The sequence below is a fragment of the Paenibacillus macerans genome (assembly GCF_900454495.1).
In the GTDB taxonomy this organism is placed as follows: Bacteria; Bacillota; Bacilli; order Paenibacillales; family Paenibacillaceae; genus Fontibacillus; species Fontibacillus macerans.
Genome location: NZ_UGSI01000002.1, coordinates 1,397,840 through 1,415,747, shown reverse-complemented (window position 1 = coordinate 1,415,747; position 17,908 = coordinate 1,397,840). Strand labels below are relative to the sequence as shown.

General features: G+C 52.6%; 15 protein-coding genes. 8 read left to right on the top strand and 7 right to left on the bottom strand.

What is annotated here, in order from left to right; translation table 11 throughout:
• Positions 1-116: 116 nt before the first annotated feature.
• The 3 genes from DYE26_RS29570 to DYE26_RS29560 form a co-directional block, all read right to left on the bottom strand.
• Positions 117-1,730, bottom strand: coding sequence for an ABC transporter substrate-binding protein (locus tag DYE26_RS29570; RefSeq protein ID WP_036620040.1), 1,614 nt, complete (start codon positions 1,728-1,730; stop codon positions 117-119).
• A 56-nt stretch (positions 1,731-1,786) separates the two neighbouring features.
• The gene (locus DYE26_RS29565) at positions 1,787-2,668 is read right to left on the bottom strand and encodes a carbohydrate ABC transporter permease (RefSeq protein ID WP_036620037.1); all 882 of its coding nucleotides are present in this window, start codon (positions 2,666-2,668) and stop codon (positions 1,787-1,789) included.
• Between the two features lie 189 nt (positions 2,669-2,857).
• The gene (locus DYE26_RS29560) at positions 2,858-3,781 is read right to left on the bottom strand and encodes an ABC transporter permease (protein ID WP_227872922.1); all 924 of its coding nucleotides are present in this window, start codon (positions 3,779-3,781) and stop codon (positions 2,858-2,860) included.
• Between the two features lie 502 nt (positions 3,782-4,283).
• Here DYE26_RS29560 and DYE26_RS29555 point away from each other — a divergent pair.
• Complete coding sequence (locus DYE26_RS29555; protein ID WP_036620033.1) at positions 4,284-5,324, top strand: LacI family DNA-binding transcriptional regulator; 1,041 nt, start codon at positions 4,284-4,286, stop codon at positions 5,322-5,324.
• Between the two features lie 380 nt (positions 5,325-5,704).
• On the opposite strand, the gene DYE26_RS29545 is transcribed toward DYE26_RS29555, so the two are convergent.
• The 4 genes from DYE26_RS29545 to DYE26_RS29530 form a co-directional block, all read right to left on the bottom strand.
• Positions 5,705-6,589 carry a metal ABC transporter permease gene (locus tag DYE26_RS29545; RefSeq protein ID WP_036620030.1) on the bottom strand — a complete coding sequence of 295 codons (885 nt, stop codon included), beginning with the start codon at positions 6,587-6,589 and terminating at the stop codon, positions 5,705-5,707.
• A 1-nt stretch (position 6,590) separates the two neighbouring features.
• Positions 6,591-7,544 (bottom strand): metal ABC transporter permease, encoded by a 954-nt coding sequence (locus tag DYE26_RS29540; protein ID WP_036627617.1) that lies wholly within the window; start codon positions 7,542-7,544, stop codon positions 6,591-6,593.
• A 5-nt stretch (positions 7,545-7,549) separates the two neighbouring features.
• Complete coding sequence (locus tag DYE26_RS29535; RefSeq protein ID WP_036620029.1) at positions 7,550-8,308, bottom strand: metal ABC transporter ATP-binding protein; 759 nt, start codon at positions 8,306-8,308, stop codon at positions 7,550-7,552.
• Between the two features lie 76 nt (positions 8,309-8,384).
• Positions 8,385-9,368, bottom strand: coding sequence for a metal ABC transporter solute-binding protein, Zn/Mn family (locus tag DYE26_RS29530; protein WP_051985285.1), 984 nt, complete (start codon positions 9,366-9,368; stop codon positions 8,385-8,387).
• Between the two features lie 339 nt (positions 9,369-9,707).
• On the opposite strand from DYE26_RS29530, the gene DYE26_RS29525 reads away from it, so the two are divergent.
• The 7 genes from DYE26_RS29525 (at position 9,708) to DYE26_RS29495 (ending at position 17,823) form a co-directional block, all read left to right on the top strand.
• Positions 9,708-10,421, top strand: coding sequence for a response regulator transcription factor (locus DYE26_RS29525; protein ID WP_036620027.1), 714 nt, complete (start codon positions 9,708-9,710; stop codon positions 10,419-10,421).
• Positions 10,418-11,878 carry a sensor histidine kinase gene (locus tag DYE26_RS29520; RefSeq protein ID WP_036620025.1) on the top strand — a complete coding sequence of 487 codons (1,461 nt, stop codon included), beginning with the start codon at positions 10,418-10,420 and terminating at the stop codon, positions 11,876-11,878. The genes DYE26_RS29525 and DYE26_RS29520 overlap by 4 nt, the downstream gene beginning before the upstream one ends.
• On the top strand, positions 11,875-13,029 hold the full coding sequence (locus DYE26_RS29515; protein ID WP_036620024.1) for a hypothetical protein: 1,155 nt from the start codon (positions 11,875-11,877) through the stop codon (positions 13,027-13,029). The genes DYE26_RS29520 and DYE26_RS29515 overlap by 4 nt, the downstream gene beginning before the upstream one ends.
• Before the next feature lie 135 nt (positions 13,030-13,164).
• A complete protein-coding gene (locus DYE26_RS29510) occupies positions 13,165-14,298 on the top strand; it encodes a TolC family protein (protein WP_036620022.1) in 1,134 nt (377 codons plus the stop codon).
• A gap of 140 nt (positions 14,299-14,438) precedes the next feature.
• Positions 14,439-15,896 (top strand): efflux RND transporter periplasmic adaptor subunit, encoded by a 1,458-nt coding sequence (locus DYE26_RS29505; RefSeq protein ID WP_036620020.1) that lies wholly within the window; start codon positions 14,439-14,441, stop codon positions 15,894-15,896.
• Positions 15,893-16,615, top strand: coding sequence for an ABC transporter ATP-binding protein (locus DYE26_RS29500; protein ID WP_036620019.1), 723 nt, complete (start codon positions 15,893-15,895; stop codon positions 16,613-16,615). Before DYE26_RS29505 ends, DYE26_RS29500 begins: the two co-directional genes overlap by 4 nt.
• On the top strand, positions 16,612-17,823 hold the full coding sequence (locus DYE26_RS29495; RefSeq protein WP_036620017.1) for an ABC transporter permease: 1,212 nt from the start codon (positions 16,612-16,614) through the stop codon (positions 17,821-17,823). Before DYE26_RS29500 ends, DYE26_RS29495 begins: the two co-directional genes overlap by 4 nt.
• The last annotated feature ends 85 nt before the right edge of the window (positions 17,824-17,908 follow it).

Genomic DNA, 17,908 nt, shown 5'->3' with positions numbered 1-17,908 from the left:
CTCTCCTTTTTGCCTCCGTAATAAAATCGGCTATCTCTGTAAATACCTATCATTTTCTATTTCTCGGAATTTTCGTTGAATACGGATGCTTTGTGCGATGCCGCTTTACTTCCCGATTACTTCTTCATGGCCCGATCATATCCGCCCTGCTTGATTTTCAGCCATTCCTGCAGCCCAAGCCGATCCAGCTCCTGCAAATAGCCGCTCCACTCTTCATCGATTTTGCCGTTCTGATACCACTCGGTGCGCTTTCTCAGCACATAAGCGAATAGGTCCGTTTCGATCGTCGTCAGCCGGTCCAGCTCATCGATTGAATCGAATACATTGGGCATTGCCTGCTCCGCCTTCATATGAGGAGCCATGACCTCCTTGACGATTTGCATTCTTTCTTTGGCGTCGTCCGGCACGGTGGTATATTTGCCGAAATAGCTGTCCAGGATCGCCAGCGGGCCGCCAACGCTCGTTTTTTCGCGCAGTTCCACCGGAGCGGTTCCGTTCAGCGGCAGGTGCTTCAGGCTGTTGCTCGCTTCGTCGTATTCGAAGATGTTTTGCTGCGACTCGTCGCCGTAAGTGCCCCAGTTGTTCTGCACGGATTGGATCGGATCGTACATCTGATCCACCCATTTCGCCGTCGCTTCCAGGTTTTTGTTGGTGCTCGTAACGACCATCCGGCCGCGATGGAAGCCCAGCGCGTTCGTTTGGGCCACATTGATTTCACCGTCCGGCCCGGCTACCGGCGGCATGACCTCGTAGCTGTCATTAGCGCCCGTAATGTTGCTCTTGTCCCAGGTGAAGTAGAGGCCGTATCTATGGTCCTTGCCTTTGGCCAGATACGTGCTCCAGTCCTGCGTGTACGCTTCGACATCGATGAGTCCTTCCTTGTATAACTCGTTGATATATTTGACGGCATTTTTGTAGCCTTCCTCGGCAGGCGCAAACACGACTTTGCCGTCGTTCGTAACTACCGCGTGATCGGGATTTTCCCCTAAGCCAAACGCGGCGAACAGGAACACCAAATCCTCGGCCCCCGGCTTGTTGATAAAAGACAGCGGAATTTCGTCGGCCTGCCCGTTTCCGTTGGGATCCTGGGTTTTGAAGGCGATCAGCACCTGCTTCAATTCCTCCGTCGTTTTCGGCATCTCCAGACCAAGCTTATTCAGCCATTCCACATTGATCCACGGAACGGCGTCGACGGATTGAATCCGCTCCTTCCCCTTGCCGAGCTCTTCGATCCACGGAAAAGCGTAGATGTTGCCGTCCGGCGCAGTAATCATCGCCTTGTATTCCGGAGCTTCTTCCAGCACCTTTTTGAAATTCGGCATATACTGCTCAATCAGATCGTTCAGCGGAATGATCGCCCCGTCCTTGGCCAGCTTGAGCAGCTCGTAATCGGTGTAACCGGCGTCGAAGATGGCGTCGGGAAGATCGCCGCTGGCCATGGCGAGATTTCTTTTTTCCACGAACACGTCCTTGGTGAAATTCTTCCAATTGATATGGACGTTCGTTTTTTCCTCCAGCCGTTTGAAAATCAGCTTGTCGTTGGGATCCGCGGGCGCCAGCGGCGAGCTTTGCGTCATCATGTTCAGCGTGATCTTCCCGCTCGGATCCTGTTCGTTGGCGGCCGAATTTTTGCTTCCCCCGTTGCCGCAGGCGGACAGCAGAAGCGCGGAAGCAAGTACGGAGACGGATAAGGCTTTGCAGGCGAATTTCACTTTTTGGCTTTTTTCCATTGTCTTTTGACCTCCCAGGTTTGTGCTTTAGGCAAATCATTTATGTGCAGCCGGCATTATTTCAGGGAGCCGACCATAACACCTTTCTCGAAATATTTCTGGAAAAACGGATACATCACGACGAGCGGCAGGCTCGAAATCACGATCGCCGCGTATTTGATCATCTCGGACAGCCGCTTCATTTCCGCCATGGCCAGTTGATCGGCGATCATGCTGGGATCGACCTGGTTCTGGATCAGAATCGACCGGAGCACGAGCTGCAGCGGGTGCAAGTTCGGATTGTCCAGGTAAATCATCGCGTCGAAATAGGCGTTCCATTGGCCGACGAAAGCGTACAGCGCCAACACGAAAACGATCGGTTTGGACAGCGGCAGCACGATGCGGAAGAAAATCATCGCCTCGGAAGCGCCGTCGACGTTGGCGGCCTCTCTCAGCTCGTTCGGCACGCCTTTGAAAAACGTCCGCGACAAGATGATGTTCCATACGTTGACCGCGCCGGGAATGATCACCGCCCAGACGGTATCGATCATGCCAAGCTCTTTGACCAGCAGGTAAGTCGGCACCAGCCCGCCGCCGAAAAACATCGTGATCAAAAACAAGGTCATAAAAATGCGGCGGCCGACAAGCCTATGATCCGACAGGGCGTAGCCCGCGAAAACCGACACCGTCACGGTGATCAGGGCAAATGAAGTCGAGTACAGCACCGCGTTGCCGAACCCCCGGACCATCGCCGGATTCGTCAGGATTTTCTCGTAACCGTCCAGGGTCCAATCCTTAACGTTGAAGGACAAGCCGCGGCTAAGCAGTACTGAGGGGTCCATAAACGAGGCCACGACGACATAAATCAGCGGGACGACCACGATCAAGACGGCAAACGCTAGCCCGATGGCATTTAAAACCAGCAGAAAACGGTCGAATTTCGAATGTTTGATGGGCATGGCAGTTTTGCTCCTTTCAATACAGTTGCGAGTTCAATAAGTCAGGTTTTCAGCACCGAGAAGGTTGAATGAAGCTAGGGACTGAGTAGCGCAGCGTACGCTTTGGGTACGTGAGCAACGGAAGGCCCGGCTGAATTCAAGATTCGACGCCGAATCCGCTTCTTGACCTGCTTCGTGATTAAAGATGACTCAATAAAGGCCTTCGCCTTCGTTCAGCTTCTTAACCACAAAATTCACGGTCACAAGCAGGATGACGTTGATGACGGAGTTGAACAGCCCGACGGCGGCGGAGTAAGCGTAGTCTCCGGACTGCAAGCCGATTTTGTACACGTAGGTCGGAATGATCTCCGAGGTCGGCAGGTTCATGGCCGTCTGCATCAAGTAAGCCTTCTCGAAGCCGATCGACATGATCCCGCCGGCGGCGAGAATGAACACGATCGCCATAATCGGGCGGATCGTCGGCAGATCGATGTGGCGAATCCGCTGCAGCAGGTTGGCGCCGTCCAGGTGGGCCGCATGGTGCAGCTCCGGGTCCACGTTGGCCAGCGCGGCCACATAGATGATCGAGGACCAGCCCGCTCCCGTCCAAATATCCGACAAAATATAAATCCACCTGAAATACTCGGGGCGGGACATGAACATGATCGGCTCATCCGTAAACCAGACGAACAGCTGGTTGACGGGCCCTGTCGGCGACAGGAAGATGAACAGCATTCCGACGACAACCACAACGGAAATGAAGTTGGGGGCGTACAGAAACAACTGGATGTTCTTTTTCACGCCGGCCCGGCGGATCTGATTGAGCATCAGCGCCAGCAGGATCGGCACGGGAAAGCTGAGCACAAGCCCAAGCAAGCTCAATTTAAGCGTATTCATAAAGATGACTTCAAAATTGGGCGAGGACAGAAACTTGTCGAAATTTTTGAGTCCGATCCAATCGCTGCCGAGGATGCCTTTGATCGGACTGAAATCCTTAAACGCAATCACCGCCCCGTACATCGGCCCGTATTTGAAGATCAAGGTGAGGATCAGGGCCGGGGCAAGCAGCAGGTAGAGGAAGCCGTATTTCCGCAAATATTCGAAGGGGCTTTGTCCATGGGATCTCCTAAGCACCGTTCTTCTTTGTCCGGCTTTTATAGTGCTTTGCAATTTTGTTACCTCCGTTCTCCCGTTGAATTTACAGCTCTTGTGAAGTAAGGGCTTTCACTAACACTAATCCTTTATTGTCTGCACCCTGTTGCATTTACAATTTAACAAACGAAACTTTCATAGTCAATATATTTTGTAAAATTATTTTTGTGCATTTGTTAAGAAAAATTTCTGAAATTTGCACAAAAACATATTTCAAACCGCACAAAACACTCTAGAATCAAACAATCTCGGTTAATTGAGCTGTACAAAACAGCGTTTTCCGGATCGCACATGTTTTAAATCGATTAACAAATTAGCATAATAATTTGACAAATGTAATCATGCAAAATTGTAAATATCAATTGTTCATTTGTAAAGTTGATGTTGCTATTTTTCTCGTTTTATTATACATTTGAGATAGGAAATCTTTGCAAATACTCGCTTTTTATGCATCGTGACCCGAGGATCTTATAGAGGTGAAATGATGGCGAAGGAAAAAGTAACGATTCAGGATATCGCCGACGCTTTGGGCATCTCCCGCAACACGGCCTCCAAAGCGCTGAACGGAAGCGAAAGCATCCCGGCGGAAACGCGCAATAAAGTAATCAGAAAAGCCATTGAGCTGAAATACAAGCAATTTGCCTTTATGGACAGCGACAGCTTTTTGTCGAAAAGTTCGGGCAACATCGCTTTGCTGACGGAGAATTTGCCGAACACCTCCCATTTCGGTTCAACCCTGATCAGCGGCCTGGAAAAAAGAATCAGCGCCGAAGGCTACAACCTGTCCATTCATATCGTCAGGGACATCGAGCAAAAATCGCTGTCGCTGCCGAACAACTTCGACGCGTCCAATGTGGACGGCATCATCTGCATCGAGCTGTTTGATCTGGAATACAGCAAGCTTATCACCGGGCTCGGCATCCCGACTATCTTTATCGATTGCTCGGCTTACGTTTGCTACCCGGAATTTCAAGCCGACGTGCTGCTGATGGAGAACGACCACAGCACCTATCAGCTTACCAGGAAATTAATTGATGGCGGTTACAAAAGCTTCGGCTTTATCGGCGACTACAACCATTGCCGCAGCTTCAACGAAAGATGGGCCGGGTTTAACCGCGCGCTGACCGAGGCCGGCATCGTCCTTGACTTGTCCCAGTGCATCGTCGACGACGACCGGCTGTTCTTCTCCGAACCCGAGTGGATGGGCGCGCGCTTGGCCGCGATTCGGGAGCTTCCTTCCGTTTTCGTCTGCGCCAACGATTACATTGCCGTTAGCGTAATGAAAGCGCTGAGAAACCGGAACCTGTCGATTCCCCAGGATATCGTCATCTGCGGCTTCGACAACAGCCCCGAGTCCGTGATCGTCGAACCGCATTTGACGACAGTCCATATTTTCAGCAACGAAATGGGCGTCAAAGCCGCCGAAATGCTGCTTTCGCGCATCAAGGACCCGAATCAGCCCTACCAGGTGTCCCATATCTACACCAAACCGGTCATTCGGGAGTCCACGCCGAACATCCGGTAAGTCCAGCCGGGAGATAATGCCTGACGGCGCGTCCTTTAAACAGAACGCGCGTAGTGCCACACCCATCAAAAATAGCAGTAATTTTTACCGCTATTTTCGATATTCTCCCCCACTTTGGAGGAATAGCGGAATTTTATGTACTTATTTTGTTGCCGGCCCTGGAAAAAGTGTACATCTGCCTCCATCCGTCGAGCATAGCGGTAAACAATTCCCTTATTTGGGCCGAAGTCCCTCACACGTCCGAAATAGAGCCCTTTTTTACCGCTAATCCCGTGGCCCGCGCAAACATGAACGCCAACAACCACCTCCGCTCTCTCTTAAAGAGATGGAAGGTGGTTGTTGGCGTTGACGGCGCGCAAAAGCCGGGAGTCGCCGCCATCCTAAGCGGCCGCGGCCGACTTCAACCGCCGGCGCCGGCTCAGCCGGGCCGCAAGGCCGTGCGACGGCGAACACAGAAACGCCAGCACGAACAGCAGCCCGGCCACGGCGACCATGCAGCCGGCGATCGAAGCGTCCAGCCATTTGGCGGCGTAATATCCGCCGGCGGCGCTGGCCGCGCCGATCAGCACGCTGAGGAGCAGCATTACGCTGAGCCTGTCGGTCAGCAAATAAGCCGCGGAAGCCGGGACGATCAGCATGCCGACGACCAGGATCGCCCCGACGCTTTCGAACGAAGCGACCGTGGACAAGGATACCAGTCCCATCAGCAGATAATGGAACAGCGCCACCGGAATGCCCACGGCGGCTGCAAGCGCCGGGTCGAACGCGCACAGCTTGAACTGCTTGTAGAACAGCAGGATCGCCGCCAGCACGACAAGCAGCGTACCGCCCAGCATCCAGACGGCCGCCGGCCCCATGTCGTAGCCGTTCCAGACCCAAGTGTCCCACTGCACGTAGGCGATTTCGCCAAACAGCACGCAGTCGAGATCGAGGTCGATATGGGCGGCGTTGCGGCTGATGAGAATGACGCCCACCGCGAACAGCGCCGTAAATACGATGCCGATTGAGGCGTCCGACTGCAGTCCGCTGTGCTGAAGCGCCTGAATCAGGAAAACGGTAATCAGGCCAAGCGCGGCCGCTCCGATCAGCATCAGCAGCGAATCCCGCGAGCTGCTCACCAGAAACGCGATCGCGATCCCCGGCAACACGGAGTGGCTGATCGCATCGCCCACCATCGCCATTTTGCGTAAAATCAGAAAACATCCCAGGATGCCGCAGGCAGCGGCGACCAGCGTGCCGGTCACAATAATCCATACATCGGCCATATTACTCCGCCCCCCTTTCCATGGCGCCTGCGTTTTGGCGGATAACCGCCCCTTCCACGTGCTGCCGTACTTCGCTGCGGTTCCGCCAGTGCCGGACCCATTTTGCCAGCAGCCCGCGGTTTGGCGCGAACAGCGCCGAGACCAAAAACAGCGAGGTGGCGGCCAGCACCGTCACCGGCCCGGTCGGCAGGTTGGACAACGCCCCGCTGATCAGCGTCCCCGTTACGCCCGACAGCGCTCCAAACAATCCGGCCAATATTACCATGAAGCCCAGGGCATCCGTCCAATACCTGGCGGCCACGGCCGGGGTGATCAAGAGAGCCGCCACGAGCACGACGCCAACCGCCTGGATGCCGATGACGACGGCCACCACGGTCATGAACAGCAGCAGCTGTTCCAGAAAAGCCGCGTTCATCCCCATCCCCCGGGCGAAGCCGGGATCGAAGCTGACCAGCTTGAACTCCTTGAACAACAAGGTGCTGACGAGGATCAAGAGCACCGCCACCGCCCCCATCATATACACATCGGACAGCATCATGGAAGCCGCCTGGCCGAACATATATTTATCCAGCCCGCTTTGGTTGCCGTTGCCGCTGTGCTGGATCTTCGTCAGCATGACGATGCCGATCCCGAAAAAGACCGACAACACGATGCCGAGCGCCGCGTCCTGCTTAATGCGCGAATACCGGGTGATCGCGGAGATGCCGAACGTCGCCAGCATCCCGGCCAGGGCCGCTCCGATAATGAACAAGCCCACCGATTTGACGCCGCTCAGCATGAAGGCGATGCAGATGCCGGGCAGCGCGGCATGGGCCAGCGCGTCGCCCAGCAGGCTTTGTTTGCGCAGATAAGCAAACGATCCGATCACACCGCTCCCGAGCCCCAGCAGCAGCGATCCGGCCAAAATCCACCGCATGTTCGGATCCGTGATCCAAGAGATCAGGTTCACCAGCATGTTCATCACACCGTCCCCGCCGGTACGGCCGCGAGATCCTGCAGCATGGCGATCCGTCCGCCGTACGTTTTTTGCAAATTTTCCGGGGTGAATGTCTCCGCGGTCGGGCCGGCGGCGATCAGCTCGCCGTTCAGCAGCAGCACGTGGTCGAAATATTCCCTCACCGTGGCCAAATCATGATGCACGACGAGCACGGTTTTGCCCTGTTCCTTTAATTCATGCAAAAGGCCGATAATCGCTTTTTCGGTCGTGGCGTCCACCCCGGCAAACGGCTCATCCATAAAATAGAGCTGCGCGTTTTGCGCCAGCGCCCGGGCGAGGAACACCCGCTGCTGCTGTCCGCCGGACAACTGGCTGATTTGCCGGCCGGCGTAGTCGGCCATGCCGACCTTTGCCAGACACTCCATGGCGATCTGCCGCTCTTTCGCGCCGGGCCGGCGGAACCAGCCCAAATGACCATAGCGGCCCATCATCACCACATCCAGCGCGTTCGTTGGAAAATCCCAATCCACCGATTCCCGCTGGGGCACGTACCCTACGATTTTCCGCTGCTCCCGGTAAGGTTTGCCGTAAATACTCACTTCCCCCTGCACTTTCGGGATAAGCCCGAGCACCGCTTTGAGCAGGGTTGACTTGCCCGCTCCGTTCGGGCCCAGCACGCCGATCAGCTTCCCCTCGGGAATCTGAAACGATACCGATCTTAACACCGGTTTCTTCTGATAAGCGATCGTTAGTTGATCAACTTCAAGCGGAACCACTTTCATTTTAATCGCCTCGTTTCTTCGGGCAGCGCTGGCCGCCGCTTCATTTGAAATAAATATGCCGTCCGGTTGACGTTTCTTATTTCAACGCTTCCACGATGGTGTTTACGTTGTGGCGGACCATCTTGATGTACGTATCCGCTTCGCCGCCGGGTTCGCCCAGCGAATCGGAGTACAATTCCCCGCCGATCTTCACCGTATGCCCTTTTTCCTTGGCGCCGGCGATCACGGCTTCCATCGATTTGGTCGGAATGCTCGATTCCACGAACACCGCTTTAATTTGATTCTCCACCAAAAAATCCCGCAGCTTGCTGACATCCCTCGAACCGTATTCCGCCGCCGTGCTGATGCCCTGCAGCCCCATCACCTTAATCCCGTAAGCGTCCCCGAAGTACCCGAACGCGTCGTGCGCCGTCACCAGGACCCGGTCCTGTTCGGGGATTTCCGCGATCCGTTGTTTAACTTCGGCATCCAGTTGCTCCAGCTCCCCTATGTAGGCCTCCGCGTTCTGCCGGTATACCTCGGCGTGCTTTGGATCGTACTCCATCAGCGTGTCGCGGATCGTTTCGGTCGCGGTTATCCAGTGCTGGACGTTGAACCAGATGTGCGGATCGTATTGCGAGCCCCCCGCATCCTCGCCCGATCTAAGCAGCGCAGGGTCGATATTTTGGGAAACGGCGACCGTCCGCTTCTTTTGCTCCAGCTTCTCGAAAATCTCCGTCATTTTCCCTTCCAGGTGCAGCCCGCCGTAAAAAATAATCTCCGCCTCATCCAGCTTCTTCACGTCACCTTGCGACGCTTTATATAAGTGGGGGTCGACGCCCGGGCCCATCAGCCCGGCTGCGTCCACTTCCTCCCCGCCGACCTCCCGAACCACATCGGTTATCATCCCGATCGTCGACACGACCTGAATCGGCGTCCCGTCATCGTGCCGATGCGTTAGATCGGCTTGCCCCTCTACTTTCGAACATGCCGCCAGAATGATTAAAGCCAGCATCCCCAGCGTCATTTTGGCCCGCTGAAACGGGCTTTTTTTGATCTTCCATTCGTCCTTTTCGCTCATTTCCCCAATTCATCCCCTTATTTTGGATTAGTTGTTTCCCCAGTGAACACTTGTTTTCCTGATGCCTGTTTTTTAGCTAGATATAAAAATGTTTCCCTAATGCAAATTTTACACGCAGCGCATACAAAAAAGCAAGAGGATTTTTCCTCTTGCTTTTCGGTTTAGATGAATCATAGTTTTCTGCCTAAACTAATTGAGTATACAGGATCGATGTTTCGAAACTCGCGGCATTTGTATCGAAGTTGTAAATTTTTGCTCTGACCTCTGTTCAATTGTTCGCCTTGGCTTCAAAATATATAAGAAGACGAATTGCAAGAGCAGGGGAGATTTAAAAGGAATATGAGACATAAGCAATTATTAATCATTGAGGACGAAGATTCCATCCGTGACATATTGTCTTATTCTTTGCGAAAGGAAGGGTTCGTGATCCACGAAGCGGCGACGGGGACGGAAGGGCTTGAGATGTTAAGCCGGCTCAATCCCGACCTGGTGCTGCTGGATTTGATGCTGCCCGATATGAGCGGGTTCGATATTTGCAGGCATCTGTCAGCCGATGCGAAAACGCCAGTCATTATGATTACGGCCAAGTCGGATATGCTGGACAAGGTGCTGGGCATGGAGCTGGGAGCGGACGATTACATCACCAAGCCGTTCGATATTCGGGAGGTCGTGGCGCGTATCCGGGCGATATTCCGCCGAATCGATCTGATCAGCGAGACGCTGGAAATTGAATCGTTAGAGGTTATTCGCTTGGGGAAGCACATCGAGATTCGCAAGGACGAGCGGGAGGTTTGGAAGGACGGAAAACGCACAGGACTGACAAACAAGGAGTACGACTTACTGCTCTTTCTCGCAAGCCATAACCGCAAGGTGTTTACGCGATCCGAACTGCTGGACAAAGTATGGGGATACGACTTTGCCGGCGACACCCGTACAGTGGACATACACGTGCAGCGCATCCGCAAGAAACTGGACGGCGACGGTCAAGGAGCTTCCATTATCGAGACGGTGTTCGGCGTCGGTTACAGATTGGACACCCAGGTGCGGACATGAAGTGGACGATCCAGTTCAAAATGGTTTCCCTTTTTTCGGTCATCGTATTTATCGGCTTCTCTTCCCTGCTCATCCTTTCAAACAAAGTGGGCGAAGAGAACATGTACCGGGAAGTGCACGAAGACATGATTCAGGTCAAAAAAAATCTGGACATTGCGCTCAATCAATATTTCCTGATTCATAACAAACGATTGAACGAAAAGTCGCTGGAGGCGGGAAGCCGGGACCTGGAGGAGCAGATCGGGGCCGCGGCGGGCGGCAAGGTTACGCTTTATCACCCGGATGCTTCTCCGTATAACGCGTCTTCCAGCCCTGCCGTAATTGCCTCCGAACGGCCGGATATACAGTCTGCCGCCAATTCGCAGATCGCGTACTCCACATCGATGCAGAAAGGTAAGCTCATCTCCAGCCTGTCCTTTCCCGTCATGTCCGGCCGGCAAGTCATCGGCATTATTCAATTGGAGAAAAATTATACGGAGCTGTTCAAACGGCATTTACGCTTTCAAAATACGGTCAAATATTTGGCGGCGGTCATTTTTGTATTTGTATTTATCGCATCCGTCTTCATTTCCCGGCAAATTACCAGACCGGTTCGCGTGCTCACTAAACGCGCGGTACAAGTGGCGCAGGGCAACCTGAATGCGGACGTCAACATCTCCACGAAAGACGAGATTGGCGAACTGGCTTCCAGCTTCAATGTCATGATCAACCGCGTGCGGGAGCAGATCGACGTGATTGAACGTGAACGAGATGAGGTAAAACAGGTGCAGGCGCGCAGCAAATTATTTTTTGACAATGTGACCCATGAATTAAAAACGCCGTTGACCACCATTTTGGGGTATGCCCAAATATTGCGGGATAATGGATTTACGGACAAAGCGTTTTTCGACAAGGGCTTGGACTACATTATTAATGAAAGCAGGCGCCTGAACGCGATGGTTGCGGATATTTTGGAATTTTCCGTAGCGTCCGCCGCGATGCAGGCCTATCGGTTCGAACGGATCGATGTGTCGAAGGTCGTTCGGGAAGCCTGCGAGGACATGGCGATCAAGGCGGGCAAATATAATATCGCCATCCATTATGAACTGGAGGAGAACCTCCATATCCAGGGCGATCGTCATAAGCTCAAGGAAGCGTTCCTAAATGTGCTCGATAACTCTGTTAAGTACGGATATGTTAATTCGATGATCGAAGTCCGGTCGTTCCGGTCGGGCAATTCGGCTTATATCGTGATCAGCGATCAGGGGGAAGGCATCAGTGAAGAGGCGTTGAAACATGTGCTTGAGCCGTTTTACCGGGTGAACGGGGTGAACAGAAAAGAGAGAGGAAGCGCAGGCCTCGGCTTGTCCATCGTAAAAAATACAATAGAACAGCATGGAGGAACCGTCCAAATGTTAAGTGCAGTGAACCTAGGGACACAGGTACACATCCATCTTCCGGGAGAATGGCCGGCATGAAGAACCGGGAATTCTGGACAAAACATCGCGATGTGCTCCTATTGACCATTTTGCTGGCCGCCTTTGTCGGCGGCATATTCGGGGTCGGCGGTTTGTTCGACATGAACGGTTCCAAACTGAGGACGGTCATTCTCCCGGAAGCGCAATTCAGCAGCCGTCTCGCCCCTCCGCCAAACAGTACGGTTCAGATTGAGGCCGCAATCAAGCTGCCCAATGATTTTGCCATCTACGATTTTGAAGTCGCTGATCAAAACACCTTGATCCTGAACCGGCCGGAAAACTCTTATACCGGCATCAAAATTTCCATGCTTAAACTGGATGACAACCATGTGAGGGATCTCGCGACGAACACCGATTACGGCGTAGTCTTGAGCCCCGATCGGAAGAAGATGATCTTTTCCGAATATCGCTCACCGCAAGCACAGCAAACAACCTATGAGTACAATATGAAATCCGGACAGCGGCGGAAACTGGCTGATGACAATTCTTTTTACCGGGAGTATATCGGCAACGACGCCTACATCGGGCACGATAATCTCGTATTCAAAATGATCGATTTAAATTCAGACAAGAAACGCTTAATATACAGCGATGAAGAAATCATAAAGCTGGTTGCCAAGGAGAATCATATCCGGAATCCGGATGACGTGTGGATTCTCTTCAATATTGAGTTCAGCCGGGATTTGCAGTACTTTTATACTCTTGTCGGCTGGAATAACACGACCATGGTATACCGCTTTCCCGTGAATGGCCGGAACAATCCAGTTGCGTGCACCCCCGCGGAGGCTATACAGCAATTCAGAGTGCTCAAGAACGGCGATATACTGGTTCAGGGCACTGTGAACAAGGTGCCGGGGCTATTCATATACCAAGCCGCCTCAAAGCGGTTCGATCTTCTGATGAAAGGCAACATCTGGAGCTTCGACCTAAATGAAGATGAATCCCGGATTGCTTATTTTACGGCGCTTGAAAACCAAAAAAATGAGCTGCACATGGCTTATCTTGACGGCGACAAGTTATTGTCGGACACGGTGGTGTATCGTAATATCGATAATTTTGTCAATCTGAAATGGAACGGCGACAATCTCTTTGTTGTGAGCAGCTCTATGGAAAAAAGCGAGATTTACCGCTTCACGTTCCGCGCCTGGTAACACGGCATAACATACTCATATTTTACAACTTGGATACAATTGCGACCGAGACGGATACAACTGCCAATTATAATATTTTAGGTTATAATGCAAGTTCATCCTCTTATACTTCTCCATCTTGAAAGGAGCATCTCCATGAAACATCAAGCAGCCGCAGCCGTGCTGTTTCTGTCGTTGTCCGCTGTCTTTAGTGCGCCGTCAGCTGCCGCGTCTAACATAGAAGATATAGCACAGACAGCCAATATAAGCGACAGCGCTCAGCAGCAGGAGCTTACTCTCGACCAAGCCAACGCATGGGCTCAGGCCAACAGCTACACCTTGAAGACAGCCGCTCAGGACCTCGAACGCAAAGATCTGGAGCTAAAAAAGAGCACCAATGCCCTGGGCTACTTACAACTTCCGTCGAATTTGGAAGAATCGGATTCTACAGCCAACAACGCTGCTTGGAGAGACTACACCTCCGCTAATCTGTCCTACCTGTCCGCCAAGAAGCAGACTGAATTTGCCAAAGATAAGGTTTATTTTCAGACCATAAAGGCCTATTACGCCATTATCACAGCCGAGAATCAGGTCAATGTCGCTCAGGAGTCCGCTCAAATCGCCAAGCTGGAGGAGCGCATTGCGATCGCCAAGCTATCCCGGGGACTCATCTCGGAGAAGGGCAAGATCGAAAGCACGAAGGCGCGTTCGGATGCCGAGCGGACATTGGAGGAGCGCAAAACCGATCTGCAAAAGGCCAGGGACGAGCTGAACACCTTGATGAACAAGCCGAAGGGGACGGTTTTTCATCTTGTGGATTATCCGGTTTACCAGGAGCCCGAGCCCATGAATATCGAGGCGCATATTACAGGCTTGCTTCAAAACAATCCAACCATCTGGCAGCTGCAGGACGCTGTCAAAAATGCAAAGATTAGTCTGCATTATTATAATTTCCAAGGAACATCCGAAGATTATGAAATGGTCAAGCTGGATTTGAAAAATGCTAATGAGGCGCTGACCAACGGCAAGGACGAATTTGCCGAATCGGTAAGATCTCTCTATACCGCGCTGCAAGAAGAACAGAAAAAATACGTACAACTGCACGAAGATCTGAAGATTGCCCAGGCTGACCTAGAACTGGCTCAGAAGAAGTGGGAACGCGGCCTGATCGTAGAACTAGAGTTGATCAAAGCTCGCCTGAGCGTCGATCAATTGAAGCAGCAAATTAGCGAGCTTGCCACGAGACTGATCCAGTCCAATTATACCTTGAACAAACCTTGGAGCAGTTAGCCAATGCTTCCGAAGCGAGTTTTGGTACGGAGCCGGTTCAGGAAGCAACGCTCACAAAACTGAGTTTATGCTTTCGATGCGAGTTTTGTACGAAGCCGATTCAAGAAGCAATGCTCACAAAACTTTCAGGAGGAAGTTACATGTCGCAGAACCAAATGAACAACGCGCTACAGCAATTACGCAAGAAACGCCGCAAAAAATGGATAATCAGCCTCGCCGTGCTGCTCGCGCTCGGTGGCGGCGGAGCTGCCATATATAGCTCAATGCATAAATCCGCGCCAGAGATGGCAGCGATCCCTAACGAAGCGATCGTCGTGAAGCGCGGGGACATCACCGAGACGCTGTCCGTCACCGGAACAGTCAAAGCCTCCAAAGAGGTGAATCTGAACTTCAACAGCACCAGCACGGACAAGCTGGCCGAGGTGAATGTCAAGGTCGGAGATCAGGTGAAAAAGGGACAACTCCTGGCCCGGTTGAACGATACGGAAGCAAAGCTGCAAATTCAGAATGCCGAGGATACGCTGCGTATGGCCCGTTCCAAGCTGGCCGAGGCGACCAAAGGACCAAAGGAAACCGAAGTGGAACTGCAGGAATTGAATGTGCAAAAAGCCGCGAAAGCACTGGAAAATGCCAAGAAAAGCTATGATCTTCAGGAGGCCGAGGAGCGGCTCAAGACGGCCAAAAGCGATCTGGAACTGGCAAGGAAAACCTATGAAGATCAAAAATTCCTAAACGAGTCCGGGGCCGTCTCCGCCAAGGAGATGGCGGAAGCGGAGCAAGCGTGGGAGAAGGCGCAAGCCAGTTATGACGCTACGGAGCTGCAGGTACGCAAGACCCGCGATCAGATTGAGAGCAGCATTGAGGATGCGGAGTTGTCCTACCGTACCGCCCAATTAGAGCTTAAAAAGCTCAAGGCCCCGCCGGAGGCGGATACACTGGAGAATCTGCGCATCGACATTAGCCGTGCTGAGACCGATCTGGAGCAAAAGCGCAGTGAGCTGAACAAACTTCAGATTACAGCTCCCTGGGATGGTGTCATCCTCAAGGTCAATGGCGACGTGGGGACAAGCCCCACGGCTCCGTTCATCGTAATGAACAACTCCAATTCCAATGACCTGAAGATTGCGACCAAGATCAACCAGAGTGACATTGTTAAGGTAAAAACCGGACAGAAAGCCATTCTGACTACTACGGCTTATCCTGGCGAGGAATTCGCGGGCACCGTCACCTTCATCTCTCCCGAAGTCGCTACAGAGGAGGGTGTAAATGCCTATCCGGCGGAGATATCTATCTCTAATTTGGACAACAAGCTGAAGACGGGAATGATTATGAATATCGCGATCGAGCTCAGCAAGCGTGAAAATGTCTTGTTCGTCCCCGTGACCGCCATCCAATCGGACGGGGGAGCAGACGGAGTCTATGTCGCCGCCGATCCTTCCAATACGTCTGTCTTTGAATTTAAGCCTGTCGAGCTGGGACTCTACACTACAGACCGCGTAGAGCTGAAGTCGGGGGTCAATGAGGGCGACACCGTTGTCATCCCTGCTCCGGGAGGCGCCGGAATGATGGATGCCTCGGGAGGAGCTGTCTTCCCATGAATTATGTAATGGAGATTAAAAATCTGAAAAAGATATATCATGTAGGCGATCAGGAAATTCATGCGCTCCGGGACGTTAGTCTGTCCATTACGGAAGGAGAATTCGTCGCTGTCATGGGTCCGTCGGGTTCAGGCAAATCCAGCATGATGAATGTGATGGGCTGCCTGGATTCGCCTACCTCTGGCGAGTTCTATCTGGACGGATACTCCATTCTGGACGCTCGTGAAAATGAGCTGGCGTATATCCGCAATGAGAAGATCGGCTTCGTGTTCCAAAAATTTCATCTGCTCCCGCGATCTACGGCACTTGCCAATGTAGAATTACCCATGCTTTATGCGGGCGTACCGGCCCGGGAGCGGCGTGAACGTGCGATGGAGGCGCTGGCGAATGTCGGATTGGCAGAGCGGATGTACAATAAGCCTAACGAGCTGTCAGGCGGACAGCAGCAGCGTGTTTCTATTGCCAGAGCGCTTGTCACCAATCCCGTGATCCTGCTGGCGGATGAACCGACAGGGGCGCTGGACTCGCGGACCAGCCAAGAAATTATGGAGATCTTTCAGGATCTGAATGACAACGGCAAGACTATCGTACTGGTTACCCATGATATTGAGGTGTCGGAGTACGCCAAGCGGCTGATTCACTTTCGCGACGGCCAAATAGAACAGGATCATCCGGTGGAGAACCGGAGAATCGCGCGAAGGGAAGTGGCAGAGGAATGAATATGCTGGAGACGATTCGTGTAGCGCTGAGCAGTCTGCGCGGCAATCTGCTCCGTACGGTCCTGACGATGCTAGGGATTATCATCGGGATCGGGGCCGTTATTGCTATTATGGCGATTGGCCGCGGAACGACCGCCAGCATCACGAAAGAAATTAACGGCTTGGGCAGCAACCTGCTCATGATTTACCCATATATACCTTATGATGAGGACAATTGGATGACGATGGCCCAGCCGAAGGATTTCACGCTGGAGGACGTCAAAGCCATGAAGAAGCTCCCCTCCGTCGCCGATGTAGCGCCCAGTGCCATGAGTTCAGCGAAAGTCACGTGGAATCGGCAGGTGCTCAATGCGCAGATTGAGGGGACCTCGGGAGCCTTTTACCGCGTCAAAAAGCAGTCGCTGGCCTATGGGCGTACTTTCACATCTATTGAGGAAGACAACCGTGTTAACGTGGCCATTCTCGGCTCCGATGCGGCTCAAACTCTTTTTGGCCAGTCATCGGCCAAGACCATAGGAGAGACCATCCAAATCAAGGATATCCCGTTTAAGGTCGTAGGGATTATGAGTCCCGCGGATGCGATGCGCAGCTACACGAACAAACAGATTTATATCCCGATCACGACGGGGATGAATATGTTCGGGCAAATGGATATTCAGGAAATGAATGCGTCTGCCGTGACATTTGATAAAATAGATCAGGCTCGGGCGGAGATTCAGCAGCTTCTGCGCAGCAGTCACAAGCTGAAACCTGCGGACCAGGATGATTTCCAAATCATGACCCAATCCGAGATTATGCAAATGTCCACCGGAGTGAATGATACTATGAATCTGCTCCTGCTTGGGGTTGCCATAATTTCTCTCATCATCGGCGGGGTCGGCATTATGAACATTATGCTCGTCTCGGTAACCGAACGGACGCGGGAGATTGGAATCCGCAAAGCGATTGGCGCCCAGCGCAGCAATATTTTGACCCAATTCCTGACCGAATCGGTCTTCATCAGTCTGATTGGCGGGATCATCGGCATTTTCGCCGGAATCGGCGGAGCCAAACTGCTGGAGAAGTTTGCGAGCATGCCGATAGAATTCTCCTATGAGCCGATTATCTATTCCTTCACCAGCAGTGTGCTGGTCGGGATAGTCTTCGGAGTATATCCGGCACTCAAGGCCTCCAAGCTCAAACCGATTGATGCCCTGCGTTATGAATAAGATTTGTAGCGGAACGGAAACTAAAACCCGTCAAAGGCCTTGTAAAATCAAGGCTTTTGACGGGTACTTATTATCTTGATCTATT